26 protein-coding genes and 1 tRNA gene are annotated in these 25,319 nt (G+C 73.5%); 12 read left to right on the forward strand and 15 right to left on the reverse strand.

Going from position 1 to position 25,319, the window contains the following annotated elements; all coding sequences use genetic code 11:
• Positions 1-59: 59 nt before the first annotated feature.
• Positions 60-141, reverse strand: a tRNA-Tyr gene (locus ACZ3IL_RS04745).
• A gap of 173 nt (positions 142-314) precedes the next feature.
• On the opposite strand from ACZ3IL_RS04745, the gene ACZ3IL_RS04750 reads away from it, so the two are divergent.
• From ACZ3IL_RS04750 to ACZ3IL_RS04765, 4 genes are all read left to right on the forward strand, one after another.
• On the forward strand, positions 315-806 hold the full coding sequence (locus ACZ3IL_RS04750) for a YajQ family cyclic di-GMP-binding protein (protein WP_388688099.1): 492 nt from the start codon (positions 315-317) through the stop codon (positions 804-806).
• 105 nt (positions 807-911) lie between these two features.
• On the forward strand, positions 912-1,517 hold the full coding sequence (locus ACZ3IL_RS04755) for a hypothetical protein (protein WP_467386502.1): 606 nt from the start codon (positions 912-914) through the stop codon (positions 1,515-1,517).
• Between the two features lie 144 nt (positions 1,518-1,661).
• On the forward strand, positions 1,662-2,156 hold the full coding sequence (locus ACZ3IL_RS04760; protein WP_467386504.1) for a methylated-DNA--[protein]-cysteine S-methyltransferase: 495 nt from the start codon (positions 1,662-1,664) through the stop codon (positions 2,154-2,156).
• The gene (locus ACZ3IL_RS04765) at positions 2,153-2,779 is read left to right on the forward strand and encodes an alpha-ketoglutarate-dependent dioxygenase AlkB family protein (RefSeq protein ID WP_467386506.1); all 627 of its coding nucleotides are present in this window, start codon (positions 2,153-2,155) and stop codon (positions 2,777-2,779) included. The genes ACZ3IL_RS04760 and ACZ3IL_RS04765 overlap by 4 nt, the downstream gene beginning before the upstream one ends.
• 5 nt (positions 2,780-2,784) lie before the next feature.
• Here ACZ3IL_RS04765 and ACZ3IL_RS04770 read toward each other — a convergent pair whose 3' ends face one another.
• The 13 genes from ACZ3IL_RS04770 to ACZ3IL_RS04830 form a co-directional block, all read right to left on the reverse strand.
• Positions 2,785-3,192 (reverse strand): YccF domain-containing protein, encoded by a 408-nt coding sequence (locus ACZ3IL_RS04770; protein WP_467386508.1) that lies wholly within the window; start codon positions 3,190-3,192, stop codon positions 2,785-2,787.
• Positions 3,189-4,052 carry a zinc metalloprotease HtpX gene (gene htpX / locus ACZ3IL_RS04775; protein ID WP_467386510.1) on the reverse strand — a complete coding sequence of 288 codons (864 nt, stop codon included), beginning with the start codon at positions 4,050-4,052 and terminating at the stop codon, positions 3,189-3,191. The genes ACZ3IL_RS04770 and htpX overlap by 4 nt, the downstream gene beginning before the upstream one ends.
• Before the next feature lie 174 nt (positions 4,053-4,226).
• Complete coding sequence (gene mscL / locus ACZ3IL_RS04780) at positions 4,227-4,682, reverse strand: large conductance mechanosensitive channel protein MscL (RefSeq protein WP_467386512.1); 456 nt, start codon at positions 4,680-4,682, stop codon at positions 4,227-4,229.
• 42 nt (positions 4,683-4,724) lie between these two features.
• Positions 4,725-6,275: an NADH-quinone oxidoreductase subunit N gene (locus tag ACZ3IL_RS04785; protein ID WP_467386514.1), complete on the reverse strand. Its 1,551-nt coding sequence runs from the start codon at positions 6,273-6,275 to the stop codon at positions 4,725-4,727.
• Complete coding sequence (locus ACZ3IL_RS04790; protein ID WP_467386822.1) at positions 6,272-7,825, reverse strand: complex I subunit 4 family protein; 1,554 nt, start codon at positions 7,823-7,825, stop codon at positions 6,272-6,274. The genes ACZ3IL_RS04785 and ACZ3IL_RS04790 overlap by 4 nt, the downstream gene beginning before the upstream one ends.
• Positions 7,826-7,852: 27 nt before the next feature.
• Complete coding sequence (locus tag ACZ3IL_RS04795) at positions 7,853-9,832, reverse strand: NADH-quinone oxidoreductase subunit 5 family protein (protein WP_467386516.1); 1,980 nt, start codon at positions 9,830-9,832, stop codon at positions 7,853-7,855.
• Positions 9,829-10,188, reverse strand: coding sequence for an NADH-quinone oxidoreductase subunit NuoK (gene nuoK / locus ACZ3IL_RS04800; protein WP_467386518.1), 360 nt, complete (start codon positions 10,186-10,188; stop codon positions 9,829-9,831). The genes ACZ3IL_RS04795 and nuoK overlap by 4 nt, the downstream gene beginning before the upstream one ends.
• Positions 10,188-10,787 (reverse strand): NADH-quinone oxidoreductase subunit J family protein, encoded by a 600-nt coding sequence (locus ACZ3IL_RS04805; protein WP_467386520.1) that lies wholly within the window; start codon positions 10,785-10,787, stop codon positions 10,188-10,190. Before ACZ3IL_RS04805 ends, nuoK begins: the two co-directional genes overlap by 1 nt.
• Positions 10,784-11,356, reverse strand: coding sequence for a NuoI/complex I 23 kDa subunit family protein (locus ACZ3IL_RS04810; protein ID WP_467386522.1), 573 nt, complete (start codon positions 11,354-11,356; stop codon positions 10,784-10,786). Before ACZ3IL_RS04810 ends, ACZ3IL_RS04805 begins: the two co-directional genes overlap by 4 nt.
• A gap of 2 nt (positions 11,357-11,358) precedes the next feature.
• Entirely contained in the window at positions 11,359-12,327 is a 969-nt protein-coding gene (locus ACZ3IL_RS04815) for a complex I subunit 1/NuoH family protein (protein WP_467386524.1), read from the reverse strand.
• A complete protein-coding gene (locus tag ACZ3IL_RS04820; RefSeq protein WP_467386526.1) occupies positions 12,324-13,637 on the reverse strand; it encodes an NADH-quinone oxidoreductase subunit C in 1,314 nt (437 codons plus the stop codon). The genes ACZ3IL_RS04815 and ACZ3IL_RS04820 overlap by 4 nt, the downstream gene beginning before the upstream one ends.
• Positions 13,634-14,221 carry an NADH-quinone oxidoreductase subunit B gene (locus ACZ3IL_RS04825; protein WP_467386528.1) on the reverse strand — a complete coding sequence of 196 codons (588 nt, stop codon included), beginning with the start codon at positions 14,219-14,221 and terminating at the stop codon, positions 13,634-13,636. Before ACZ3IL_RS04825 ends, ACZ3IL_RS04820 begins: the two co-directional genes overlap by 4 nt.
• Positions 14,212-14,640 carry an NADH-quinone oxidoreductase subunit A gene (locus tag ACZ3IL_RS04830; RefSeq protein WP_467386530.1) on the reverse strand — a complete coding sequence of 143 codons (429 nt, stop codon included), beginning with the start codon at positions 14,638-14,640 and terminating at the stop codon, positions 14,212-14,214. The genes ACZ3IL_RS04825 and ACZ3IL_RS04830 overlap by 10 nt, the downstream gene beginning before the upstream one ends.
• A 184-nt stretch (positions 14,641-14,824) precedes the next feature.
• Between ACZ3IL_RS04830 and ACZ3IL_RS04835 the strand changes: the two genes are divergently transcribed.
• From ACZ3IL_RS04835 to ACZ3IL_RS04855, 5 genes are all read left to right on the forward strand, one after another.
• A complete protein-coding gene (locus ACZ3IL_RS04835) occupies positions 14,825-15,997 on the forward strand; it encodes a sensor histidine kinase (protein ID WP_467386532.1) in 1,173 nt (390 codons plus the stop codon).
• 434 nt (positions 15,998-16,431) lie between these two features.
• Entirely contained in the window at positions 16,432-17,718 is a 1,287-nt protein-coding gene (locus tag ACZ3IL_RS04840; RefSeq protein ID WP_467386534.1) for a sensor histidine kinase, read from the forward strand.
• 83 nt (positions 17,719-17,801) lie between these two features.
• Positions 17,802-18,473: a LuxR C-terminal-related transcriptional regulator gene (locus ACZ3IL_RS04845; protein ID WP_467386824.1), complete on the forward strand. Its 672-nt coding sequence runs from the start codon at positions 17,802-17,804 to the stop codon at positions 18,471-18,473.
• 407 nt (positions 18,474-18,880) lie between these two features.
• Positions 18,881-20,818, forward strand: coding sequence for a 2-oxoacid:acceptor oxidoreductase subunit alpha (locus tag ACZ3IL_RS04850; protein ID WP_467386536.1), 1,938 nt, complete (start codon positions 18,881-18,883; stop codon positions 20,816-20,818).
• Positions 20,811-21,863: a 2-oxoacid:ferredoxin oxidoreductase subunit beta gene (locus ACZ3IL_RS04855; RefSeq protein ID WP_467386538.1), complete on the forward strand. Its 1,053-nt coding sequence runs from the start codon at positions 20,811-20,813 to the stop codon at positions 21,861-21,863. The genes ACZ3IL_RS04850 and ACZ3IL_RS04855 overlap by 8 nt, the downstream gene beginning before the upstream one ends.
• A 73-nt stretch (positions 21,864-21,936) precedes the next feature.
• Here ACZ3IL_RS04855 and ACZ3IL_RS04860 read toward each other — a convergent pair whose 3' ends face one another.
• Entirely contained in the window at positions 21,937-22,341 is a 405-nt protein-coding gene (locus ACZ3IL_RS04860; RefSeq protein ID WP_467386540.1) for a winged helix-turn-helix transcriptional regulator, read from the reverse strand.
• Positions 22,342-22,436: 95 nt separating this feature from the next.
• Between ACZ3IL_RS04860 and ACZ3IL_RS04865 the strand changes: the two genes are divergently transcribed.
• The 3 genes from ACZ3IL_RS04865 (at position 22,437) to ACZ3IL_RS04875 (ending at position 25,125) form a co-directional block, all read left to right on the forward strand.
• Positions 22,437-23,324 carry an SDR family oxidoreductase gene (locus tag ACZ3IL_RS04865; RefSeq protein ID WP_467386542.1) on the forward strand — a complete coding sequence of 296 codons (888 nt, stop codon included), beginning with the start codon at positions 22,437-22,439 and terminating at the stop codon, positions 23,322-23,324.
• A 94-nt stretch (positions 23,325-23,418) separates the two neighbouring features.
• Positions 23,419-24,429: an EamA family transporter RarD gene (gene rarD / locus ACZ3IL_RS04870; RefSeq protein ID WP_467386544.1), complete on the forward strand. Its 1,011-nt coding sequence runs from the start codon at positions 23,419-23,421 to the stop codon at positions 24,427-24,429.
• A 66-nt stretch (positions 24,430-24,495) separates the two neighbouring features.
• A complete protein-coding gene (locus tag ACZ3IL_RS04875) occupies positions 24,496-25,125 on the forward strand; it encodes a DUF4291 domain-containing protein (protein ID WP_467386546.1) in 630 nt (209 codons plus the stop codon).
• Positions 25,126-25,319 lie beyond the last annotated feature (194 nt).

The raw sequence follows: 25,319 nt of genomic DNA on the forward strand, positions 1-25,319 counted from the left end.
CGGAACCGGAGAAAACGAAGAAGGTCCCCGGCGCGAACACCGGGGACCTTCTCGTCGCGTGGCGGCGCCAGGATTCGAACCTGGGTAGGCTAAGCCGACGGATTTACAGTCCGCTCCCATTGGCCACTCGGGCACACCGCCATGGGATCGTCGCCCGTCGGACCCGCCTTCCGGCGGTTCTCCCTGGCAACGACGTAAACAATACCCGATCCCCGGGGGTGGTCCGCCACCGGGTTGATCAGCGGTTCGGGCCCCGGCTCACCCCCTAGGCTTTGCGCTGTACCCCACAGCATCCGAGCAAGGAGCCACGAGTCATGGCCGACTCCAGTTTCGACATCGTCTCCAAGGTCGAGCGGCAGGAGGTCGACAACGCCCTCAACCAGGCCGTGAAGGAGATCTCGCAGCGCTACGACTTCAAGGGAACCAACGCCTCGATCTCCTGGTCGGGCGAGAAGATCCTGATGCAGGCGAACGGCGAGGAGCGCGTCCTGGCGATCCTCGACATCTTCCAGTCCAAGCTGATCAAGCGCGGGATCTCGCTCAAGTCGCTGGACGTCGAGGGCGAGCCGCAGCTGTCCGGCAAGGAGTACAAGCTCTTCGCGTCGGTCACCGAGGGCATCTCGCAGGAGAACGCGAAGAAGGTCGCGAAGACCATCCGGGACGAGGGCCCCAAGGGCGTCAAGGCCCAGGTGCAGGGCGACGAGCTGCGGGTCAGCTCGAAGAGCCGGGACGACCTCCAGGCCGTGCAGGCGCTCCTCAAAGGCAAGGACTTCGACTTCGCGATCCAGTTCGTGAACTACCGCTAGCGGGTCCCTCCGCGGCCGGAGGACGCGTCGGAGGCACGGCGCCGGGGACGACGGACGCCGTGCCTCCGTGCGTTTCCGGGGCCGGCCGCGTGGGAGGCTGGGGGGATGTCGTCCGACCGCACGATTCCCGACACCCGGTACGCCCCGGCCGAGTTGGTGCCGCTCGGGGGCGACGAGGCCTTCCGCGGCGCGGACGCCGGGACGGTGCTGGACTTCTGGCGCTACGCGATGCCCGACCTCCGGACCAATACCACGCGGGGCCTGCTCGCGGAGTTCCTGGTCCACCGCGCGGTGGGCGCGGTGCGGCGCAACGCGGAGTGGGACAGTTTCGACGTCCTCTCGCCGGACGGGCTGAGGATCGAGGTGAAGACGAGCGCCTACCTCCAGGCCTGGGGGCAGGCCCGGCTGTCGGACATCCGCTTCTCCCGCCTGCGCGGACGCACCTGGACCGCCGGGGACGGCGTCTCCGGGGCGCGGTCCTACAACGCCGACGTCTACGTCTTCGCCCTCCACACCGCGCGCACCCACGCCGACTACGACCCGCTCGACGTCGGCCAGTGGCACTTCCACGTCGCTTCCCGCGCCCTCGTGGAGGCCACCGGGCAGGCCAGTCTGGGGCTGGCCGCCGTGCGCCGGATCTGCGGCGAACCCGTCGGCCACGAGGAGCTGGCGGCCCGGATCGCCGCCTGCGGCGGCCGGTCACGCCCGTAGGGGCGGAGCCGGCGGCGTTCGGCGGCGCGGGGGCGGGCCGCTTGCGCGGGCCGGGGCGAGAGCCGTGTCCGAATCCCGCCAGCTCCGCCGCCCGCGGCCCCGCACACTGGGTCGTGGAAGACCCGTGCGGGAGAGGAACCAGTCATGACCGTGTATGCGTACGTCGACGGCCCCCTGGGCGAGATGCTGCTCGTCGGGCGGCCCGCCGCCGGGGGCCGTACCGTGCTGTGCTCGCTGTCCCTGCCGGGGCAGAAGGGCGCCGCCGGGGTCGGGGCCGGCTGGACGCACGCGCCCGGCGCCTTCGAGGAGGCCGCCGGGCAGCTGCGCGAGTACTTCGCGGGCGACCGGGACCGGTTCGACCTGCCGTACGCCGAGAGCGGCACGGCGTTCCAGCGGCGCGTCTGGGAGGCCCTGGAGGAGATCCCGTACGGGACGACCGTCTCCTACGGGGAGATCGCCCGGCGGGTGGGCTCCTCCGGTGCCGGGGTGCGGGCCGTGGGCACCGCGATCGGGCGCAATCCGCTGCTCGTGGTGCGGCCCTGCCACCGGGTGATCGGGGCCGACGGGGCCCTGCGCGGGTACGCCGCCGGGATCGAGCGCAAGGAGCGGCTGCTGGGCCTGGAGGGGGCCCTGGTGTGACCGGGGAGCTCTTTCCCCGGGAACGGGCCGTCGTCGCGCCCGGGGCCGTGCACGTGCCCGGGTGGCTGCCGTTCCCGCGGCAGCGGGAGCTGGTGGACGCCTGCCGGGCGTGGGGGCGCGGGCCGGTGCCCTACCGGCACACCGTGCTGCCGGGCGGGGGCGTCATGTCGGTGCGGTCGCTGTGCCTGGGGCGGCAGTGGGTGCCGTACCGGTATCTCGACGCCGTCGGGGAACCGCTGCCGGACTGGCTGGTCTCGCTCGGACGGGAGGCCGTCGCCGAGGCCTGCGGGGAGCACGGCGGCTTCGCGCCCGACACCGCCCTGGTGAACTTCTACGCGCCCGGGGCGCACATGGGGATGCACCAGGACCGGGAGGAGCGCTCCGGCGCGCCGGTGGTGTCGCTGAGCCTCGGGGACCGGTGCGTGTTCCGCTTCGGGAACGAGGAGAACCGGGGGCGGCCGTACCGGGACGTCGAGCTGGCCTCCGGGGACCTGTTCGTGTTCGGCGGTCCGTCGCGGTGGGCGCACCACGGGGTGCCCCGGGTGTTCCCGGGGACGGCCGAGCCCGCCCTCGGGCTGCGGGGGCGGCTCAACATCACCCTGCGGGAGACCGGGCTCCGGTAGCCCGGTCAGCGGCCCTGCGGGACGTGGACGCCCGTGGCGCGGTCCGTGGGGACGATCTCCTTGCCCAGGGGCAGCAGCGAGACCGGGATCAGCTTGAAGTTCGCGACGCCGAGCGGGATGCCGATGACGGTCAGGCAGAGGACGATGCCGGTGGTGACGTGGCCGAGGGCCAGCCACCAGCCGGCGAGGACCAGCCACAGGACGTTCCCCACGCAGGAGGGCGCGCCCGCGTCGCGGCGGTCGACGACCGTCTTGCCGAAGGGCCACAGGGCGTACGCGCCGATGCGGAAGGCGGCGAGCCCGAAGGGGATGCCGATGACCGTGACGCAGAGCAGGACGCCCGCGAGCAGGTAGCCGAGGAACATCCAGAAGCCGCACAGGACCAGCCATATGACGTTCAGGATCGTCTTCACGGGCGTCGGCCTGCCATCTCTTCGAGCCGGGCGATGCGTTCGGCCATCGGCGGGTGGGTGGAGAACATCCGGGACAGGCCCTGGCCGGGACGGAACGGGTTCGCGATCATCATGTGGCTCGCGGTCTCGATCCGGGGCTCGGGCGGCAGCGGGAGCTGCTTGGTGCCCGCCTCCAGCTTCCGCAGGGCGCCCGCCAGGGCGAGCGGGTCGCCGGTGAGCTGGGCTCCGGAGGCGTCGGCCTCGTACTCCCGGGAGCGGGAGATCGCGAGCTGGATGACCGAGGCGGCGATCGGGCCGAGGATCATGACCAGCAGCATGCCGAGCAGTCCGGGCCCCTCGTCGTCGTTGGAGCGGCCGACGGGGATCAGCCAGGCGAAGTTGACCAGGAACATGATCACGGAGGCGAGCGCTCCCGCGACCGAGGAGATGAGGATGTCCCGGTTGTAGACGTGGCTCAGCTCGTGCCCGATCACCCCGCGCAGCTCGCGCTCGTCGAGGAGGCCGAGGATTCCCTCGGTGCAGCAGACGGCGGCGTTGCGCGGGTTGCGTCCGGTGGCGAAGGCGTTGGGCGCCCGGGTCGGCGAGATGTAGAGCCGGGGCATGGGCCGGCGCGCCTGCGTGGAGAGCTCGCGCACCATCCGGTAGAGCGCGGGGGCCTCGAACTCGCTGACCGGGCGGGCGCGCATGGCCCGCAGCGCCAGTTTGTCGCTGTTCCAGTAGGCGTACGCGTTGGTGCCGAGCGCCACGACGAGCGCGACGAGCAGCCCCGTACGCCCGAAGAAGCTGCCGATGACGATGATGAGGGCCGAGAGCCCTCCGAGGAGTACGGCGGTCCTCAGCCCGTTGTGCCGGCGGTGCACGGTACGCCCTCCAGGTGGTGCGGCGGGGAACCCTTTTTCTTCGTGGTGGCCCTTCCCCGGGCTTCGTCCGGGTGGGGTCCTCACGTCCAGTGGACCCTCCCGTACTGGTCAACGCCAGGCGGGGGGTCCGGGTTCCCCGGCCGCGCCGGGGCCGGCCGTGGGCCGTCCGGGTGATCAGCGGGGCGCCGGGACCTCGATCTTCTCCAGGATGCCGGCGACGGGCTCGACCTCGCCGGTGCAGTGGGCGCAGCGGGAGGCGATGGCCGGGATCTCGCTGTAGCAGTGGGGGCAGTCCCGCTTCTCCGACTTGGGGTCGGCGGCCTTCTCCTTGGCGAACCGGTGCTGGATCTTCGTCATCGGGACGACGATCAGGAAGTAGAGCACCGCCGCGGTGATGACGAAGGCGATGGTCGCGGAGATGGCCAGGCCGTAGGGGAAGACGGTCCTGCCGATGCTGAACGTCGCGTCGTTGAAGTTGCCGACGGTGCCGGTGGCGAGGCCGATGAGCGGGGTGATGAAGGCCTTGCTGAACCCCGTGACGACGGAGGTGAACGCCGTTCCGACGGCCAGGCCGATGGCCATCGAGATGACGTTCCCGCGAAGTATGAAGTCCTTGAATCCGTTCAGCACGGGGTTCTGCTCCTCGGTGACTCTGGGTGCCGTGTCGTGGGTCTAAAAAAGGCTGTTCGCCGCGAAGCGGAGCGCGAACTGCGGGTAGCCCGACAGGACGGCTCCGGCGACGGCGGTCAGCGCGATGGCCGCGGTGATCGGCGCGGGGGTCCGCAGGGGGGCGGCGGCCGTCGCCGGCACCGCCGCCGATCCCGCCGGCGCTCCCGCCGGCGCCTCTTCCGGCGCTTCTTCCGGGGTGCGGAAGAGCAGGGCCGTCCAGCGGAGGTAGTAGGACAGCGCGATCACGACGTTGAGCGCCATGACCACGGCCAGCCAGCCCAGGCCCGCGTCGACGGCCGACGAGAAGACGGTCACCTTGGCGAAGAGGCCGATGACACCCGGGGGCAGACCGGCCAGATTCAGGAGGAAGAAGGCGAGCGCGAGGGCCGCCGCGGGGCTCGTGGCGTACAGGCCCCGGTAGTCCTCGATCCGGTTCCGGGGGCGCACGCGCGCGACGAGCGCGACGACCGCGAAGGCGCCGAGGTTCACGACGGCGTACATCAGGGCGTACGCGACGGTGGCGCCGATCTGGTCGTCGCCGGAGTACGCGGCGGCGGCGATCGGCACCAGGAGGTAGCCGGCCTGGGCGACGGAGGACCAGGCGAGCAGCCGGACCGCGCTCCACGCGCGCGTGGTGGCCTGGCGGAGGGCCGCGACGTTCCCGGCGGTCATGGTGAGCGCGGCGAGGACGGCGAGCGCCGGGCCCCACACGTCCGCGTACGAGGGGAAGGCGACGACCGTCACCAGGATCAGCCCGGTGAAGCCGACGGCCTTGCCGACGACGGAGAGGTAGGCGGCGACGGGCAGCGGGGCGCCGACGTAGGTGTCGGGGACCCAGAAGTGGAAGGGGACGGCGGCCGTCTTGAAGGCGAAGCCGACGAGGGTGAGGGCGACGCCCGCCTCGGCGAGGGTCTGGAGCTGCCCGGGGACGTCGCCGAGGCGCTGGGCGATCTCCGTGAGGTGGAGGGTGCCCGTCGCCGCGTACACGAAGCTCGCGCCGAGCAGGGTGACGGCGGTCGCGGTGACGGAGGAGAGGAAGAACTTGAGGGCGGCCTCGCCGGACATGCGGTCGCCGCGCTTGAGGCCGACGAGCGCGAAGGCGGGCAGGGAGGCCACCTCCAGGGCGACGACGAGGGTGGCGAGGTCCCGGGAGGCGGGCAGCAGGGCCGCGCCGGCGGCCGAGGAGAGCAGCAGGAACCAGAACTCGCCCGCCGGGAGCCTCTCGCGGGTCGCGTCCAGGGAGAGCAGCGCGGTGAGGAGCGCGCCGCCGAGGACGAGCAGCTGGACGACGAGGGTGAAGTGGTCGGCCGTGTAGCTGCACGCCTCGACCCGCGTGTCGGGGGTGAGGCAGAAGGTGGAGCGGTCGCCGCTCCGCAGCGGGAGGAGGAGGGCGAGGGCCGCGGCGAGGCCGGTGATCGCGGCCCCGCCCAGGAACCGCTTGTGCTCCTCCGGGACGAAGAGGTCGGCGACGAGGACGGCGAGGGCGACCGCGGCCGTGAGGACGGGGGGAGCGATCGTGAGCCAGTCGACGGACTGGACGAGCGGCGACGTCACTGGGTGCCTCCGGCGAGGAGCTTCTGGACGGCCGGGTCGGTGAGGCCGAGGAGGACGGCGGGCCAGAGTCCGGCGAGGACGGTGAGGGCGACGAGCGGGGTCCAGGCGGCGAACTCGTACCCCTGGACGTCGGGGACCGGGGCCTCCCCGGCGGGCCGGGGGCCGCCCATGCAGACCCGGCGGACGACGGCCAGGAGGTACGCGGCGGTGAGCAGGGTGCCGAAGGCGCCGATCGCCGTGAAGGTGAGGAAGGCGGGACGGCTGAGGCCGGGGGCCGGGTCGAAGGCGCCGAAGAGGGCCAGCATCTCGCCCCAGAAGCCGGCGAGGCCGGGCAGGCCGAGGGAGGCGACGGCCGCGAAGGCGAGGAGGGCGCCGAGGCGCGGGGCGCGGCCGTAGAGGGCGGCTCCGGTGGCGCCGGCGAGGGTGTCGAGGTCGGCGGTGCCGTACCGGTCCTTGATCGCGCCGGCCAGGAAGAAGAGCAGTCCGGTGACGAGGCCGTGGGCGATGTTGGCGAAGAGGGCGCCGTTGACCCCGGTGGGGGTCATGGTGGCGATGCCGAGGAGCACGAAGCCCATGTGGCCGACCGAGGAGTACGCGATGAGCCGCTTGAGGTCGCCCCGGGCGCCGGGCCGCGCGAGGGCGAGGCAGGCGAGCGAGCCGTAGACGATCCCGGCGACGGCGAAGGCGGCGAGGTACGGGGCGAAGGTCCGCATGCCGTCGGGGGCGATCGGCAGGACGACGCGGACGAAGCCGTACGTGCCCATCTTGAGCAGGACGCCGGCGAGGAGGACGGAGCCGGCGGTGGGGGCGGCGGTGTGGGCGTCCGGGAGCCAGCTGTGCAGCGGCCACATCGGGGTCTTCACCGCGAGCCCGAGGCCGATCGCGAGGACGGCGGTGACCTGCACGGCCGTGGACAGTCCGCGGCCGCCGTCGGCGGCGAGCGCCACCATGTCGAACGTGCCCGCCTTGACGCCGATGAGGAGCAGGCCGAGCAGCATGACGACGGAGCCGAGGAGGGTGTAGAGGACGAACTTCGCGGCGGCGGCGCCCCTGCCCTCGCCGCCCCAGCGGGCGATGAGGAAGTACATCGGGACGAGGACCGTCTCGAAGGCGAGGAAGAACAGGACGAGGTCGAGGACGGCGAAGGTGGCGAGGGTGCCGGACTCCAGGACGAGGAGGAGGGCGACGAACGCCTTGGGGGAGGGCCCGGCCGGCATCCTGAAGTAGCTGTACAGCGCACAGAGGAAGGTCAGCAGCGCGGTCAGGACCAGGAGGGGGAGGGAGATGCCGTCGACACCGAGGTGGAGGCGCACGTCCAGCGCCCCGATCCAGCCGATGTCCGTCGTGGCCTGCATCGCCGACGGGTGGTCGTGGTCGAAGCCGGCCGCGAGGACGAGCGCGGCGAGCAGGACCGCGCCGGTGACGGTGACGCCGTGGCGCAGGACGGCCTGGTCGGGTGACGTCCCCTTCAGCCCGGGCGGGGCCGGGAGGAGGGCGGCGACGGCGCCCAGGAGCGGTCCGGCGACGATCGCCGCCAGGAGGAACTGCATCACGGATTCACTGATGTCGATCACGGTTCACGCTCCGGCGACGGCGTTGGCGAGGGCGACCGCGGCGATCGCCAGGACGATCGAGCCGGCGAGCAGGGCGCTCAGATAGGTCTGGACGTTGCCGGTCTGGGCCCGGCGGACGAGCAGGCCCAGGCCCCTGGCGGTGCCGGCGGCGCCCCGGACGTACGTGTCGACGACCTCGCGGTCCAGGAAGCGGACCAGGGAGGCGGCGGCGAGGACGGGACGGACGAAGGCGGCCCGGTAGGCGGCGTCCAGGTGGAAGCCGTCGGCGGCGGGGCGGTACAGCGGTCCGAGGAGGGCGCGGCCGGGGTCGGCCGGGTCCTCGGCGGGGTGCGGCAGGTCCAGCGCCTCGGCCTCGACCAGGCCCGGGTCGGCGTCCGGGTGGGCGACGTGCGGGGTGGCGGGGGCGGTGGGGGTCCGGACGGCGAGGGTGCGCCAGACCGCGTAGGTGACGGCGGCTCCGGCGACGGCGAGGCCGGTGCCGAGGACGGCGGTGGTGACGGTCGGGGTCAGCTCGTGCCCGTCGAACCGGTCGGGGAGGTACCGGACGGCCAGGCCGAAGCCGAGGGAGGGGATCGCGAGGACCCACAGGACGCTCGTCATCGCGATCGGCTGGCGTCCGTGGTCGGGAGCCTCCGCGCCCCGGCCCCGGAAGGTCCGCAGCCAGAGGCGGAGGGCGTAGGCGGCGGTGAGCAGGGCGGTCAGGAGGCCCGCGACGAGGACGGTCCAGCCGGCCGCGGCGGGGGCGGCGGTCCGGTCGCCGAGCGCGGTGTGCTCGGCGGCCACGAGGACGGCCTCCTTGGAGAAGAAGCCGGCGAAGGGCGGGATCGCGGCGAGCGCGAGGAGGGCGACGGTCATCGTCCAGTACGCGTCCGGGACGCGCTTCGCGAGGCCGCTCACGCGGGACATGGCGGTGAGCGAGTTCGTGCCGGCGGCGTGGATGACCGCGCCGGCGGCGAGGAACAGGAGCGCCTTGAACGCGGCGTGCGAGAGGAGGTGGAAGACGGCGGCGCCCCGGTCGCCGACGGCGAGGGCGCCGGCCATGTAGCCGAGCTGGCCGATCGTCGAGTACGCGAGGACCCGCTTGATGTCGTCCTGGGCGAGCGCGGCGAGCGCGGAGCCGGTCATGGTGACCGCGGCCATCACGGCGAGGACGGTCATCGCGGCGGCGGAGGCGGCGAAGACGGGCAGCAGCCGGGCCGTGAAGTAGACGCCGGCGGCGACCATCGTCGCCGCGTGGATGAGCGCGGAGACGGGGGTGGGGCCGGCCATGGCGTCCGGGAGCCAGGTGTGCAGCGGGAACTGGGCGGACTTGCCCGCGACCCCGGCGAGCAGCAGCAGCGCGATCACGGTGGGGTGGTCGAGGCCGCCGGTCGCGACGGCGCCGAGGACGCCGGTGATCCGGAAGGTGCCCGCGTCGACGGCGAGCGCGAAGAGCCCGATGAGGAAGGGGACGTCGCCGAGCTTGGTGACGAGGAAGGCCTTGAGGGAGGCGGACCGGGCCTCGGGGGTCTCCCAGTAGTGGCCGACGAGGAAGTACGAGCAGATGCCCATGACCTCCCAGCCGACCAGGAGCACCATCAGGTCGCCGGAGTAGACGACGAGGAGCATCGCGGCGGTGAAGAGGGAGACGAGCGCGGCGTACGAGGGGTAGCGGGGGTCCTCGCGGAGGTAGCCGGTCGAGTAGATCTGCACGCAGGTCGCGACCACGCCGACGAGGACGGCGACGAGGGCGGCGAAGCCGTCGACGTGGAGGGCCAGGTCGATCGGGACGGAGCCGGTGGGGGTGAGCTGGGTGGCGGCGTCGATCGCCCTCCCGCCGCCCTGGCGGGCCGCCACGAGGACGGCCAGGACGGCGGAGGCGAGGGTCGGGAGGACGGCGAGCGGGCGGACGAAGCCGGGCGCGGCGCGGCCGAGGAGGAGTCCGGCGGCCGAGCCGAGGAAGGGCAGGAGGGGGACGAGGACGGCGAGGGTGGTGGTGGTCACGCGGTGGCCTCGGTCTTCTCGTCGGAGGTCTCGTCCATGTCCGGGTGCGGGTTCTCCGCCGTGTCGCGGAGGCGGTCGACGTCCGCGGTGCCGCGGGTGCGGTGGACCATCAGGACGATCGCGAGACCGATGCCGATCTCCGCCGCGGCGACGGCGATGGTGAAGAGGGTGAGGGCCTGGCCTGCGTGGAGGGCGTCGCGGAGCCAGACGTCGAAGGCGACCAGGTTGAGGTTGACGGCGTTGAGCATCAGCTCGACGGACATCAGGACCAGGATCGCGTTCCGGCGGGCGAGGACGCCGTAGACGCCGGTGCAGAAGAGGAGGGCGGCGAGGACGGCGGGGTAGGCGAGGTGCATCAGCGGGTGCCTCCGTCGGGCGTCGCGGTCTCCCCGGCGTCCTTCTTGCGGGAGAGGACGATCGCGCCGACCAGCGCGGCGAGCAGCAGCACCGACAGGGCCTCGAAGGGCAGGACCCAGTGCCGGAAGAGGACGGAGCCGGTGACCTCCGTGGAGCCCTGGACGGCGCCGTCCAGGTCGATCCAGGTCGTGCGGAACGCGTCCACGACGACCCAGACCAGCGCGGCCGCGGCGGACGCGGCGACGGCGAGCGCGACCGGCCGGTTGCCGGAGTCGGTGTCCGGGGAGCGGCCGATGGGGGCCTTGGTGAGCATGAGGCCGAAGAGGAGGAGGACGACGACGGAACCGACGTAGATCAGCACCTGGACCCAGGCGATGAACTCGGCGGTCAGGAGCAGGTACTCGACGGCGAGCCCGCCGAGCGCCACGACCAGCCAGAGGGCGGCGTGCACCAGCCGGCGGGTGGTGACGGTGACGAGGGCGGCCCCGAGGGTGACGAGGCCGACGAGGAGGAAGGCGATCTCGACGCCGGTGGGCGAGAGGAAGCCGTGGCTCTGCTGTGCCGCCTCCACGGCTGTCCGCGCTGCTGTCAGGATCACCGCTGTTCCCCCTCGGCGGCCGCCGCTGCCGCCGCCTTCTCCGCCGCCTTGCGGGCGGCGGCGATCTCCTTCGGTTCCTCCGCGCGCGGGTCGAGCGCGGGCGGTTCGGGGACCGTCCACATCCACTCGCGGAGCTTGTCGCGCTCGTGCGTCAGCTCGTGGATGTCGGTCTCCGCGTACTCGAACTCGGGCGACCAGAACAGCGCGTCGAAGGGGCACACCTCGATGCAGATGCCGCAGTACATGCAGAGCGCGAAGTCGATGGCGAACCGGTCGAGGACGTTCCGGCTGCGCTCGCGGCCGCCGGGGGCGGCGGGCGGCACCGTCTCCTTGTGGGAGTCGATGTAGATGCACCAGTCGGGGCACTCGCGGGCGCAGAGCATGCAGACCGTGCAGTTCTCCTCGAACAGGCCGATGACGCCCCGGGTGCGGGGCGGGAGTTCGGGCTGCACGTCCGGGTACTGCGCGGTGACGGTCTTCCTCGTCATCGTGCGGAGCGTGACGGCGAGGCCCTTGGCGAGGCCGGAGCCGGGGATGCCGGGCCGGGAGGGCGGGAGAAGAGGGGGCATGGTTACTGGATCGCCACCTTCACGATGCCGGTGAGCGCGATCTGCGCGAGGGCGAGCGGGACGAGCGTCGTCCAGGCCAGCTTCTGGAGCTGGTCCTCGCGCAGGCGGGGATAGCTGACCCGCAGCCAGATGACGACGAAGGCGAGGACGGCGGTCTTCAGGAGGGTCCAGACCCAGCCGAGGCCGTCGGCGCCGAAGGGGCCGTGCCAGCCGCCGAGGAAGAGGACGGTGGTGAGGCCGCAGAGGACGACGATGCCCGCGTACTCCGCGAGCAGGAAGAGCGCGAAGCGGAGACCGGTGTACTCGGTGTACGCGCCGAAGATGATCTCCGAGTCCGCGACCGGCATGTCGAACGGCGGCCGCTGGAGCTCCGCGAGGCCGGCCACGAAGAAGACGAGCGCGCCGGTGATCTGCCAGGGCACCCACCACCACGCGAAGGCGTCCAGGATGCCGGGGAGGGAGACGGTGCCGGCGGCCATCGCGACGGAGGCGGCGGCGAGCAGCATCGGGAGTTCGTACGCGAGGAGCTGGGCGGCCGTCCGCAGGCCGCCGAGCAGCGAGAACTTGTTCGCGGACGCCCAGCCGGCCATGAGGCTGCCGAGGACGCCGACGCCCATCACGGCGAGCACGAAGAAGATCCCGGCGTCGACGACCCGGCCGACGGCCCCCTCACCCGGGCCGACCGGGATCGCGACGAGGACGAGGAGGTACGGGAGGAGGGCGACGGCCGGCGCGAGCCGGAAGACCCGCCGGTCGGCGTCCTTCGGGACCACGTCCTCCTTCTGCGCGAACTTCACCCCGTCCGCGACGAGCTGGGCCCAGCCGTGGAAGCCGCCGGCGTACATGGGGCCGAGGCGGCCCTGCATGTGGGCCATGACCTTGTGCTCGGCCTGTCCGACGACGAGGGGCAGCACCAGGAAGGCGGCGAAGACGACGAGCAGCCGGAGGGCGACGTCGAGTACGTCGTTCACGCGGGATCGCCTCCGGCGGGGTGGGTGGGGTCGGGGGGCGGGACGGTGCCGTCACCGGGGTCGGCACCGTGCTCACCGGACTCGGCGTCCGGGTGGGCGGGGCGTTCGGTGGGCGGGGCCTCGGCGGGTTCGGTGTCCGGGTCGTTGGGGCGCCCGGCCGGCGGGGCCTCGGCGGGACCGGTGTCCGGGACGTTGGGGCGCCCGGCCGGCGGGGCCTCGGCGGGACCGGCGTCCGGTTCCGGGGCGTCCGTCCCGGGCCGGGTCGTGCCGGGCGTCGCGGGTTCCTCGTCGAAGGCCGGGCGGGCGTGGTGCCAGGGGGCGTCGGAGCCGACGGTGTTCCGGGGGCCGGACGGTGCCGGCTCCCGGGGCGCCTGGCTCACCGAGCCCTCCGAGGCCGAACGGGAGCGGCGCGGCGGGCGCGGTGCCCCGGGCGGGGTGGTGCCCGGTGCCGCCGCCTGGCTCGCCGAACCGTCGGCCGCCGAACGCGAACGCCGCACCGGAGCCGCCGCCGGGTCCCGGGCCGCCTGGGACGCCGAACCCTCCGACGCCGAACGCGAACGCCGCACCGGAGCCGCCGGCTCCCCCGCCGCCTGGGACGCCGAACCCTCCGACACGGAACGTGAACGCCGCACCGGAGCCGCCGCCGGGTCCTGGGTCGCGGAGCCCTCCGTCACCGAGCGGGTGCGGCGGGCCGGGCGCTCGGCGCGGGCCGGGGCCGGGGGGAGCTGGCCCTTGAGGGGGCCCCACTCGTTGGGGTCCGGGACGCCCGGGGGGAGCATCTGGCGGCGCTTGGGGCCGCCGTCGTGGGACTCGCCCGGCTCCTTCGCGCCCGGCCACGCCTTGGCGACCCGGGCCGCGAGGACGAAGTCCTTGCGCAGCGGGTGGCCCTCGAAGTTCTCGGGGAGGAGGAGCGGGACCAGGTTCGGGTGGCCCGTGAAGTCCACGCCGAACATCTCGTGGGTCTCGCGCTCGTGCCAGCCCGCGCCCGCGTACACCTCCACCGCCGTGGGGAGGACGGGCGCGGAGTGCGGGACCGTCGTGCGGACGAGGAGGCGGCGCGGACGGCCCCCGCCGAGGGCCACCACGTGCGCGCAGACCCGGAAGCCGGTGCCCGGCTCGTCCACCGCGCTCAGCCAGTCGAAGTAGGTGCAGCCCAGGGCGTCGCGGGCCGTGGTCAGGGCCGCGATCCAGGAGGCCGGCGGGACGTCGACCGTCAGCAGGTCGTACGCCCGTTCCGCCGTCGCCTCCGCGCCGAAGACCTCCGTCACGGCGTCCGGGAGGGAGTCGTACGCGTGCGCGTGCGTGCTCATGCGGTGCCTCCCGGCGGGGGCGTCAGGGGGCTCGTCAGCTCGGCCACCGACGCCCGGGGCGCCGTCGCGTACCGGTCCGCCAGGCTCTCCCGGGCGATCTTCTCCTGGAGCTTGAGGATGCCCTGGAGCAGCGCCTCGGGACGGGGCGGGCAGCCCGGTACGTACACGTCCACCGGGATGATCTGGTCGACGCCCTTCGTCACCGCGTACGAGTCCCAGTACGGTCCGCCGCAGTTGGAGCAGGCGCCGAAGGAGATGACGTACTTCGGTTCGGGCATCTGCTCGTACAGGCGCTTCACGGCCGGCGCCATCTTGTCCGTCACCGTGCCCGAGACGATCATCAGGTCGGCCTGGCGCGGGCCGGGCGCGAAGGGGATCACGCCGAGCCGGATGAAGTCGTGCCGGGCCATCGACGCGGCGATGAACTCGATCGCGCAGCAGGCGAGGCCGAAGTTGAAGACCCACAGGCTGTAGCGGCGGCCCCAGTTGAGGACCACCTTCATCGGCTCGGGGGCCAGGCGGGCGAGCGTGCCCAGCTTCGGGGCGGGCAGAGCCACGGGACCGGTTCCGGGTGTTACGTCCATGCCAGGACGCCCTTCTTGTACGCGTAGAGCAGCCCCACGGCCAGGAAGCCGAGGAAGACGAACATCTCGACCAGGGTCGTGGCGCCGTAGCCGGGCGCGGCGAAGACCGTCGCCCAGGGGAAGAGGAAGATCGAGTCGACGGCGAAGACCACGTAGAGGAAGGCGTACACGTAGTAGCGGACCTGGGTGTGCGCCCAGCCCTCCCCCACGGGGTCGACGCCGCACTCGTACGTGAGGAGCTTCTCCGGCGTCGGCACGACGGGCCGCAGCAGCCGGCCGGCGGCGAACGCCACGGCGACGAAGAGCACGCCGACGACGGCGAGCAGGCCGACGGCGGAGTACGTCTGGAAGTAGTCCGCCGCGTCGGCCGCGACAACGGTCGGTTCCCGCACGTCCGCCCCTCGGTCCAGGTGCCCCATGGGTCACTTCTGTTCTGTACAGACGCGAGTCTAGGGCCTGACCAAGGGGCCGTAAGCAGGCGCGGGCGCTCCTCCGGCGGTGTCCGGACGGTGCCCGGACGGTGCTCCGGTGGGGATATCCCCCCTGTCACCGGCCCACCTCCCCCATGGTGCCGCGCGTCCCCCACCGGGCACCCTGAGGGCCATGACCACCGATCACGATCCCGCCGTCACGCCCGCCGCCCCGGCGCGCCCGCGTCCCGTCTACGGGAAGGAGACGTGGAAGGAGATCGCCTTCCACCTCTCCAACCTCCTCACGACGCTGGTGGGTTTCGTGTACGCGGTGGTGAGCGTCCTGCTGGGCGTGGGGCTCTCGGTCACCGTGATCGGCCTGCCGCTGCTGGCCGTCGGGCTCGGCGGCGCCCGTCTGCTCGGCCGGTCGGAGCGGGCGCGGGGCCGGGCGCTGCTCGGCGTCGCGGTTCCGGAGCCGTCCCCGCTGCCCCGGCACGACGGCTTCCTGCCCTGGCTGTGGACCGCGCTGAAGGACCCGGTGGCCTGGCGGACCCAGTTGTACGGACTGGTCCGGCTGCCCTGGGGCGTCCTGACGTTCACGGTCACGCTGGTCTCGCTGTTCGTCCTCTGGCCGGTCCTGCCCTTCGTGTCCCGGTGGCTGGGCAACGCCGACCGGGCCATGGTCCGGGGGCTGCTCGCGCCCTCCGACGAGCTGGAGCGGCGGATCGCCGAGCTGGAGTCGGACCGGGGCGTGGTCGTGGACACCGCCGCCGCCGACCTGCGGCGCATCGAGCGCGACCTGCACGACGGCGCGCAGGCCCGGCTCGTCGCCCTCGCCATGGGGCTCGGCCTGGCCAAGGAGAAGCTGCTCGACGATCCGGAGGCCGCCGCCGCGATGGTCGACGAGGCGCACGGCGAGGTGAAGCTGGCCCTCCAGGAGCTGCGGGACCTGGCCCGGGGCATCCATCCGGCCGTCCTCACCGACCGGGGGCTCGGTCCCGCCCTGTCCTCCGTCTCCGCGCGCTGCACGGTGCCGGTGACGGTCTCCGCCGACCTGCGGGAGCGGCCGGCGGAGGCCATCGAGGGCATCGCCTACTTCACGGTCTCGGAGCTGCTCCAGAACGTCTCCAAGCACTCCCGCGCCCGGTCGGCCTCCGTGGAGGTGTGGCGGGCGGGGGACCGGCTGATGCTCCAGGTCCGGGACGACGGCGTCGGCGGGGCGCGCCTCGACGGCGGTACGGGGCTCGCCGGGCTCGCGGAACGGCTCGGCGCGGTCGACGGCGTGCTCGTCCTGGACTCCCCGGAGGGCGGTCCGACGACGGTCACGGCGGAACTGCCGTGGCGGGGGCGGCCGACGGCCCGGTGACGGACCGGACGGCGCCGTGACCGGCCGGCCCGTCCCGTGACCCCCCGCCCTGCCCCGCCCCGGCCCATGTCCGGCCGCCCCGCCCCGTGCCCGGCCGAGCTGCCCCCTGCCCGGTCGACCCGCCCCATGTCCACCCGACCCGTCCCGCGACCGCCCGGCCCGCCCCGTGACGGACCGGTCCACCCCCTCCCGTGACCGGTCCACCCCTTCCCGTGGCCGGCCTGCCTCTTCCCGTGACCGGTCCACCCCTTCCCGTGGCCCGCCCGCCCCCTTCCGGCCCGTCCCTTCCCGTGGCCGGCCGCCCGGCCCCGTCCCCGTCCGGGGTGGGGCAAACCCCCGCCCCAGGACGCCGACTCCCCTCATGGTCCGGCGCCCGCCGGGACGGAACCCTGGACCGTGCGACCCCGGCCCACCAGCAGAGAAGGACGTCCGTCATGGCCTCTCCCCGTCTTCCCGCCGCGATCCGCGCGCCGTTCGAGGGCCGCACCTGGCGCGCCCTCGGGTACGTGCTGATCGGGCTGCCCCTGAGCGTCTGCTGGTTCTCGCTCTCCGTCTCCCTCGTCTCGGCCGGCGCCGGCCTGCTGATCACCTTCCTCGGGGTGCCGGTCCTGGCCGGGGCGCTCGCCGTGTGCCGGGGGTTCGGGGCCGTGGAGCGGGCGCGGGCACGGGTCCTGCTCGGTCTCGACGTGGCGGCGCCGGAGCCGGTGCGGGGCCGGACCGGCGGGGCGCTCTCGTGGATGGGGGCGATGCTGAAGAGCGGGGCGTCCTGGCGGCACCTGCTGTACGCGGTCGTGCACATGCCCTGGGCGGTGTTCACCTTCTCGGTGACGACGGCGTTCTGGGCGTGGGGCTGGGCCTTCCTCACCTATCCGCTGTGGCGGTGGGTGTTCCCCGCGTACGTCGGCCAGGACGGCCTCCAGCTGTACGGCGACGGGACGCACGACTTCTTCCTCGACTCGCCCCTCGAGGTCACGGCGACCTGTCTGGTCGGCCTGGTGGTCGTGATGGCCGGGCCGTGGGTGCTGCGCGGGTTCGTCGCCGTCGACCGGTTCCTGGTCTCCGGGCTGCTCGGCCCGTCCCGGCCGGCCTCGCGCGTGACGGAGCTGGAGTCGGACCGGGGCGTCCTGGTGGACACCGCCGCCGCCGACCTGCGGCGCATCGAGCGCGCCCTGCACGACGGCGCGCAGGCCCGCCTCTCGGCGCTCGCCATGGAGCTGGGGCTCGCGAAGGCGAAGCTGGCGGAGGACCCGAAGGCGGCGGCGGTCCTGGTCGAGGAGGCGCACGGCGAGGTGAAGCTGGCCCTCCGGGAGCTGCGGGACCTGGCCCGGGGCATCCATCCGGCCGTCCTCACCGACCGGGGTCTGGACGCGGCGCTCTCGGCGGTGGCCTCGCGCTGCGCGGTCCCGGTGTCGGTGAACGTGGACATGCCGGAGCGGCCGGCCGCGGCCGTCGAGGGCATCGCGTACTTCACGGTCTCGGAGCTGCTGCGGAACGTCTCCAAGCACTCCCGCGCCCGGTCGGCCTCCGTGGACGTGTGGCGGGCGGGGGACCGGCTGATGCTCCAGGTCCGGGACGACGGCGTCGGCGGGGCGGAGCAGGCGGCCGGACGGGGCCTGGAGGCGCTCTCCGAGCGGATCGGGGCGGTGGACGGCGTGCTGGTGGTGGACTCCCCGGCGGGCGGTCCGACCACGGCGACCGTCGAACTGCCCTGGCGGGCGTAGCCGCCGGCGGGCCCCGGGGTGGGATGCTGGGGCCTCATCCGAAGACCGGAACGTGAGGGCTGTGGGGCGTGGGAGAGCGGGACGTGGCGGGGCGGGTACGAGTGGTCATCGCCGAGGATTCGGTGCTCCTGCGGGAGGGGCTGACCCGGCTCCTGACCGATCTGGGGCACGAGGTCGTGGCCAAGGTCGGTGACGGCGAGGCGCTGGTGGAGACGGTGGCGGAGCTGGCCGCCGGGGGCGCGCTGCCGGACGTGGTGGTGGCGGACGTGCGGATGCCGCCGACGCACACGGACGAGGGCGTGCGGGCGGCGGTGCGGCTGCGCGGGGAGTACCCGGGGCTCGGCGTCCTGGTCCTCTCGCAGTACGTGGAGGAGCAGTACGCCACCGAGCTGCTCGCCGGTTCCACCCGGGGCGTGGGGTACCTCCTGAAGGACCGGGTGGCGGAGGTCCGCGAGTTCGTGGACGCGGTCGTCCGGGTGGCCGGCGGCGGTACGGCCCTGGACCCGGAGGTCGTGCAGCAGCTGCTCGGCCGGAGCCGCCGGCAGGACGTCCTGACGAACCTGACGCCGCGCGAGCGGGAGGTGCTGGGCCTGATGGCGGAGGGGCGGACGAACTCGGCGATCGCGAAGGCGCTGGTCGTGAGCGACGGCGCGGTGGAGAAGCACATCAGCAACATCTTCCTGAAGCTGGGGCTCTCGCCGAGCGACGGCGACCACCGGCGGGTGCTGGCGGTGCTGACGTACCTGAGGTCGTGAGGTACCTGAGGTCGTGAGGTACCTGAGGTCGTGAGGTACCTGAGGTCCTGAGGTCGTGGGCCCGAGGTCCCGGGCTCCGAGGTCCCGGGGCCGGGGGCTCCCGGGGGCCCGGGGCCGGGCCGGACGCCCGGGTCCACGGCCCGGCCGGACGTCCGCCGGTCCGCCGCCGGTCCGCCGCCGGAGCGAAACGGAACGCGATCTTCCAAGTGCGTGGGGTGACGACAGAACGGGACGTCACCGGACAAAGGGACGTCTCGAAACAGGGTCCGCGATGCGAGAAGTCCCCGGCTGTTCCCCCTTCCCGTCGTAGGGTGGGCGACGGGACGGACGGTGATCGGCCGGCCGCGCCCCGAGCCGCTCCCCGCCTCCGGCGGAGAGTCCCCTTGCGACGAGGGAGGTCCAGTTCAGTGACCAGCCAGGTCAGCAGCGAGGCCGGTGAGGCCCTGCTCGGGGAGCAGCGCGGTGCCCCGGCGACGCCCCCGCACGGCACCGGGAAGGAAGTCCGCCGGCTCGACCGGGTGATCATCCGCTTCGCGGGCGACTCGGGCGACGGCATGCAGCTCACGGGTGACCGCTTCACCTCGGAGACGGCGTCCTTCGGGAACGACCTCTCCACGCTGCCGAACTTCCCGGCCGAGATCCGGGCCCCCGCCGGGACCCTGCCGGGCGTGTCGTCCTTCCAGCTCCACTTCGCCGACCACGACATCCTGACCCCGGGCGACGCGCCGAACGTGCTGGTCGCGATGAACCCCGCCGCCCTGAAGGCGAACATCGGGGACGTGCCGCGCGGCGGCGAGGTCATCGTCAACACCGACGAGTTCGCCAAGCGCGCCATGGCCAAGGTCGGCTATGCGGTCTCGCCCCTGGAGGACGGTTCGCTGGACGGCTACCGGGTCCACCCGGTGCCGCTGACCACGCTGACCCTGGAGGCGCTGAAGGAGTTCGGCCTCCCCAGGAAGGAGGCCGAGCGGTCGAAGAACATGTTCGCGCTCGGGCTCCTGTCGTGGATGTACCACCGGCCTACCGAGAACACGGAGGCCTTCCTGCGCCGGAAGTTCGCCGGGAAGCCGCAGATCGCCGAGGCCAACGTGGCCGCCTTCCGGGCCGGCTGGAACTTCGGCGAGACGACCGAGGACTTCGCCGTCTCCTACGAGGTCGCCCCGGCCACGAAGGCGTTCCCGGCCGGCACGTACCGCAACATCTCCGGGAACCTGGCCCTGTCGTACGGGCTGATCGCCGCCGCCCGCCGGGCGGAGCTGCCGCTCTACCTCGGCTCGTACCCGATCACCCCGGCCTCGGACATCCTGCACGAGCTGAGCCGGCACAAGAACTTCGGCGTGCGGACCTTCCAGGCCGAGGACGAGATCGCCGGGATCGGTGCCGCGCTGGGCGCGGCCTTCGGCGGCTCCCTCGCCGTGACGACCACCTCCGGCCCCGGCGTGGCCCTGAAGTCGGAGACGATCGGCCTGGCCGTCTCCCTCGAACTGCCGCTGCTGGTCGTGGACATCCAGCGCGGCGGCCCGTCGACCGGGCTGCCGACCAAGACCGAGCAGGCCGACCTCCTCCAGGCGATGTACGGCCGCAACGGCGAGGCGCCGGTCCCGGTCGTCGCGCCGAGGACGCCCGCCGACTGCTTCGACGCGGCCCTCGACGCCGCCCGCATCGCGCTCACCTACCGCACGCCGGTCTTCCTGCTCTCCGACGGCTACCTGGCCAACGGCTCCGAGCCCTGGCGCGTCCCCGAGGTCGACGGGCTCCCCGACCTGAGGACGCCCTTCGCGACCGGGCCGAACCACGAGCTCGCCGACGGCACCGAGGTCTTCCTGCCGTACAAGCGGGACCCGGAGACCCTCGCCCGCCCGTGGGCCGTGCCCGGCACACCCGGCCTGGAACACCGCGTCGGCGGCATCGAGAAGCAGGACGGCACGGGGAACATCTCGTACGACCCCGCCAACCACGACTTCATGGTCCGCGTCCGCCAGGCCAAGATCGACGGCATCGAGGTCCCGGACCTGGAGGTGGACGACCCGGACGGCGCGGCCACCCTGGTCGTGGGCTGGGGCTCCACCTACGGGCCGATCACGGCGGCCGTCCGCCGCCTCAGGGCCGCCGGCCTGCCCGTGGCCCAGGCCCACCTGCGCCACCTCAACCCCTTCCCGAAGAACCTCGGGGAGGTGCTGAAGCGGTACGAGAAGGTCGTGGTCCCCGAGATGAACCTCGGTCAGCTCGCGACCCTGATCCGGGCGGAGTACCTGGTCGATGCCCGCAGCCACACCCAGGTCAACGGCATGCCGTTCAAGGCCGAACGGCTCGCCGCCGTCCTCAAGGAGGCCATCGATGGCTGAGCCGCTCCTGAACCTGGTGCCGAAGGCCGAGGCCCGGCAGTCCATGAAGGACTTCAAGTCGGACCAGGAGGTCCGCTGGTGCCCCGGCTGCGGCGACTACGCCGTCCTCGCCGCCGTCCAGGGCTTCATGCCGGAACTGGGCCTGGCGAAGGAGAACATCGTCTTCGTCTCCGGCATCGGCTGCTCCTCCCGCTTCCCGTACTACCTGAACACCTACGGGATGCACTCCATCCACGGCCGCGCCCCCGCCATCGCCACCGGCCTGGCGACCTCGCGCCGCGACCTGTCCGTCTGGGTCGTCACCGGCGACGGCGACGCGCTCTCCATCGGCGGCAACCACCTGATCCACGCCCTGCGCCGCAACGTGAACCTCACGATCCTGCTCTTCAACAACCGGATCTACGGGCTGACCAAGGGCCAGTACTCCCCCACCTCCGAAGTCGGCAAGATCACCAAGTCGACGCCGATGGGCTCGCTCGACGCGCCCTTCAACCCCGTCTCGCTCGCGCTGGGCGCGGAGGCCTCCTTCGTGGCCCGCACGGTCGACTCCGACCGCAAGCACCTGACCGAGGTGCTGCGGCAGGCCGCCGACCACAACGGCACCGCGCTCGTGGAGATCTACCAGAACTGCAACATCTTCAACGACGGCGCCTTCGACGCCCTGAAGGACAAGGACCGGGCCAAGGAGGCGGTGATCCGCCTGGAGCACGGGCAGCCGATCCGCTTCGGCGCCGAGAACGAGAAGGGCGTCGTCCGCGACCCGACCACCGGCGACCTCCGGGTCGTCACGGTCACCCCGGAGAACGAGGCGCGCGTCCTCGTCCACGACGCCCGCGCCGCCTCCCCCACCACCGCCTTCGCGCTCTCCCGGCTCGCCGACCCCGACACCCTCCACCGGACCCCCGTCGGGGTCTTCCGCGCTGTGGAGCGGCCGGTCTACGACACGCTGATGGCCGAGCAGCTCGACGCGGCCGTGGAACGGCACGGCGAGGGCGACCTGGGACGGCTCCTCGCCGGGAACGACACCTGGACGGTCGTCGGCTGACGCGGTCCCGGAGGCCCGGGGAGCGCGGGCCGGAGGCGGGGGCCCGGTCCGCACGGACCGGGCCCCCGCCCCGTCACGGGCCGGTGACGCCCTCGCGGTGCGCCTCGTCGTACCGCGCGCGGGCCTCCTGGACGGCGGGGACCCGGCGCTCGGTCCAGTGGGCGAGTTCCCGCACCTGGTGGGCGGCCTCGGCGCCGAGCGGGGTGAGGGCGTAGTCGACGCGGGGCGGGATGACGGGGCGGGCGTCGCGGTGGACGAGGCCGTCGCGTTCCAGGGTCCGCAGGGTCTGGGCGAGCATCTTCTCGCTGACGCCCCCGATGCGGCGGCGCAGTTCGCTGAAGCGGTACGAGCGCTCCAGGAGGCTCGCCAGGACGAGGACGCCCCAGCGGCTGGTGACGTGCTCCAGGACGAGCCGCGAGGGGCACGCCGGCTCGTACACGTCGGGCCGCACGCCCGTCTCTCCGATGCTTACCTTCATGCCAGTACCTTACTCGAAAGTGGGTACTTTCTCTCGGTTAGCGCCCGTCGTACGGTGAACGCGTCACCCCACACCCCCCACGGGAGAAGAAACCCATGCGCATCGTCGTCACCGGAGCCACCGGACAGCTCGGCCGCCTCGTCGTGGACGCCCTCCTCGACGCCGTCCCCGCCGAACACGTCGTCGCCGTCGTCCGGAACGAGGAGAAGGCCGCCGGCCTGGCGGAGCGCGGGGTCGGACTGCGGGTCGCCGACTACGACCACCCGGAGACCCTGGCGGGCGTCTTCGAGGCCGGCGACCGGGTGCTCCTCGTCTCCGGCAGCGAGGTCGGGCGGCGCGTCGCACAGCACACCGCCGTGATCGACGCGGCGAGGGCGGCGGGCGTGGCCCAGCTCGCGTACACCGGGGTCCTCGGCGGCGACGACGCCGACTTCACGCTGGCCGCCGAGCACCAGGAGACCGAGCGGCTGATCCTCGCCTCCGGGCTGCCGTACACCTTCCTCCGCAACGGCTGGTACAGCGAGAACTACACCGCCCACCTCGGCCCGGTCCTGGCCCACGGCACCGTCGTCTCCAACGCCGGGGAGGGCCGGGTCGCCTCCGCCTCCCGCGCCGACTACGCCGCCGCCGCGGCCGCCGTCCTGACCGGTCCGGCCGGGGAGCACCTGAACAGGACGTACGAGCTGAGCGGCGACACCGCCTGGTCCTTCGCCGAGTACGCGGCCGAGGTCGCCGCGCAGTCCGGCCGGGAGGTCACGTACACCCCCGTCCCCGCCGGGACCCATCTGGAGATCCTGACCGGCGCCGGGGTCCCGCGCCCCTTCGCGGAGATCCTGGTCGACGTGGACCGGGCCGTCGAGCACGGCGCGCTCGCCCTGCGGACCGGCGACCTGGCCCGGCTGGCCGGCCGCCCGACCACCCCGGTCGCCGTCTCGATCGCGGAGGCGCTGGCCGCCTCCCGCGCGGAGCACCGGCCGTCATGACCGTATAGCGGTACGGGCATGACAACCCGCCCCGCGCGGAGCTACCGTCGGCAGAGCGGCCGACAGGGCGGCGGGGCACAGGGCGGGAGGTCCGGTGAAGAAGGACGACGAGGGACGAGCGGGTCTGCTCTACGGGATGGGCGCCTACGGCATGTGGGGCCTGGTCCCGCTCTTCTGGCCGCTCCTCAAGCCCGCCGGGGCGATCGAGATCCTCGCCCACCGCATGGCGTGGTCCCTGGTGTTCGTCGCCCTCGCCCTCCTCGCGCTGCGCCGCCGGGGCTGGATGCGGGAGCTGGTGCGCAGCCCGCGCAAGCTCGGCCTGATCACCGTCGCCGCCGCCGTCATCACGGTGAACTGGGGCCTGTACATCTGGTCCGTCAACACGGGCCACGTCGTCGAGGCCTCCCTCGGCTACTTCATCAACCCGCTCGTCACCATCGCGCTCGGCGTCCTCGTCCTCAAGGAACGGCTGCGCCCGGCACAGTGGACGGCGGTCGGCATCGGCTTCGCGGCCGTGCTCGTCCTCGCGATCGGGTACGGGCAGCCGCCGTGGATCTCGCTCGTCCTCGCCTTCTCCTTCGCGGTCTACGGCCTGGTGAAGAAGAAGGTCAACCTCGGCGGCCTGGAGTCGCTGGCCGCCGAGACCGCCGTCCAGTTCCTGCCCGCCCTCGGCTACCTCGTCTGGCTGGGGACCCGGGGAACCCTCGCCTTCGGCGCGCACGGCGCCGGCCACACCGTGCTGCTCGCCGCCACCGGCCTGGTCACGGCGGTCCCGCTGGTCTGCTTCGGCGCGGCGGCGATCCGCGTGCCGCTGTCGACGCTCGGGCTCCTCCAGTACCTCGCGCCGACCTTCCAGTTCCTCCTGGGCGTCCTCTACTTCCACGAGGCGATGCCGCCGGAGCGGTGGGCGGGCTTCTCCCTCGTCTGGCTGGCCCTGACGGTCCTCACCTGGGACGCGCTGCGCACGGGCCGCCGCAGCAGGGCGGCGGCCGAGGCGGCGGCGGTCCAGGCGGCCGCGGCCGGGGCTCCGGAGGCCGGGGCTCCGGCGGGAGCCGAGCGTCCGGCGGGGGCCGGGGCACCCGCGGCCCCGACGCACCGGACGTGACGGCGGAGCCGCTCCGGCCGGGATAATCGATGGCCACGGCCGGGGACTTCGCCCACCCTGAGGCGCATGGAAGAACCGGAAGAGCCGAGACACCGCGTGCGCGCGCTGCACACCGCCCGTACCGTCACCGTCTACCAGGCGTACCCGCCCGCGATCGGGCTGCCGGCCGCCCGCGAGGGACGATTTCCGGCCACCTGGAAGCGGGACCGGATGACGTGGATCAAGCCGTCGTTCCTGTGGATGATGTACCGCTCGGGCTGGGGCACGAAGGAGGGCCAGGAGACGGTCCTCGCCGTGGAGATCACCCGCGAGGGCTTCGAGTGGGCCCTGCGGAACGCCTGCCTCTCCCACCACGGGCCCGGCCTCCACCCCGACCGGGACGCGTGGCGGCGGGAGCTGGGGCACGCCCCGGCCCGGGTCCAGTGGGACCCGGAGCGGGACCTGCGCCTCCAGCCCCTCCCGTACCGCTCGCTCCAGCTCGGCCTGTCGGGCGAGGCGGCCCGGCGGTACGCGGACGAGTGGACGGTGTCCGTCACCGACGTGACCCCGCTCGCCCACCGCGTCCACGCGCTGGTCCGGTCCGGCGACCTCGACGGGGCCCGCGCGGCGCTCCCCCGCGAGGAGCCGTACCCGGAACCGGAGGGGCTGCTGGACCACCTGCGGGTCCCCGCCCCCCGGGACGGCGCCTTCACGTGATCACCACCGGTGGACCACGGCGCCGTGACGCACCGGCATGAGCCGGCCGGTGCCGAGGGGGGGTTCGTCCGGCTGTGGGGCGTACGAGCACCGCGATGCCGTGGAACGGCGCTCCGCCCGCCCGAAGCGGTGATCGCCCCCGCCCCGCTCCTGACGCGGGCGCGACGGAGCCGCCCTGGGGCGTGTGCCGAAAG

It is taken from the genome of Streptomyces sp. NPDC014907, from assembly GCF_055562975.1.

Excerpts from the sequence above, each read along its gene's own strand:
- ACZ3IL_RS04750 (WP_388688099.1), top strand. The coding sequence starts at position 315 with ATGGCCGACTCCAGTTTCGACATCGTCTCCAAGGTCGAGCGGCAGGAG.
- ACZ3IL_RS04755 (WP_467386502.1), top strand. The coding sequence starts at position 912 with ATGTCGTCCGACCGCACGATTCCCGACACCCGGTACGCCCCGGCCGAG.
- ACZ3IL_RS04760 (WP_467386504.1), top strand. The coding sequence starts at position 1,662 with ATGACCGTGTATGCGTACGTCGACGGCCCCCTGGGCGAGATGCTGCTC.
- ACZ3IL_RS04790 (WP_467386822.1), bottom strand. The coding sequence starts at position 7,825 with ATGCAGTTCCTCCTGGCGGCGATCGTCGCCGGACCGCTCCTGGGCGCC.
- nuoK (WP_467386518.1), bottom strand. The coding sequence starts at position 10,188 with ATGCACCTCGCCTACCCCGCCGTCCTCGCCGCCCTCCTCTTCTGCACC.
- ACZ3IL_RS04810 (WP_467386522.1), bottom strand. The coding sequence starts at position 11,356 with ATGCCCCCTCTTCTCCCGCCCTCCCGGCCCGGCATCCCCGGCTCCGGC.
- ACZ3IL_RS04820 (WP_467386526.1), bottom strand. The coding sequence starts at position 13,637 with ATGAGCACGCACGCGCACGCGTACGACTCCCTCCCGGACGCCGTGACG.
- ACZ3IL_RS04825 (WP_467386528.1), bottom strand. The coding sequence starts at position 14,221 with ATGGACGTAACACCCGGAACCGGTCCCGTGGCTCTGCCCGCCCCGAAG.
- ACZ3IL_RS04830 (WP_467386530.1), bottom strand. The coding sequence starts at position 14,640 with ATGGGGCACCTGGACCGAGGGGCGGACGTGCGGGAACCGACCGTTGTC.
- ACZ3IL_RS04835 (WP_467386532.1), top strand. The coding sequence starts at position 14,825 with ATGACCACCGATCACGATCCCGCCGTCACGCCCGCCGCCCCGGCGCGC.
- ACZ3IL_RS04840 (WP_467386534.1), top strand. The coding sequence starts at position 16,432 with ATGGCCTCTCCCCGTCTTCCCGCCGCGATCCGCGCGCCGTTCGAGGGC.
- ACZ3IL_RS04855 (WP_467386538.1), top strand. The coding sequence starts at position 20,811 with ATGGCTGAGCCGCTCCTGAACCTGGTGCCGAAGGCCGAGGCCCGGCAG.
- ACZ3IL_RS04860 (WP_467386540.1), bottom strand. The coding sequence starts at position 22,341 with ATGAAGGTAAGCATCGGAGAGACGGGCGTGCGGCCCGACGTGTACGAG.
- ACZ3IL_RS04865 (WP_467386542.1), top strand. The coding sequence starts at position 22,437 with ATGCGCATCGTCGTCACCGGAGCCACCGGACAGCTCGGCCGCCTCGTC.
- ACZ3IL_RS04875 (WP_467386546.1), top strand. The coding sequence starts at position 24,496 with ATGGAAGAACCGGAAGAGCCGAGACACCGCGTGCGCGCGCTGCACACC.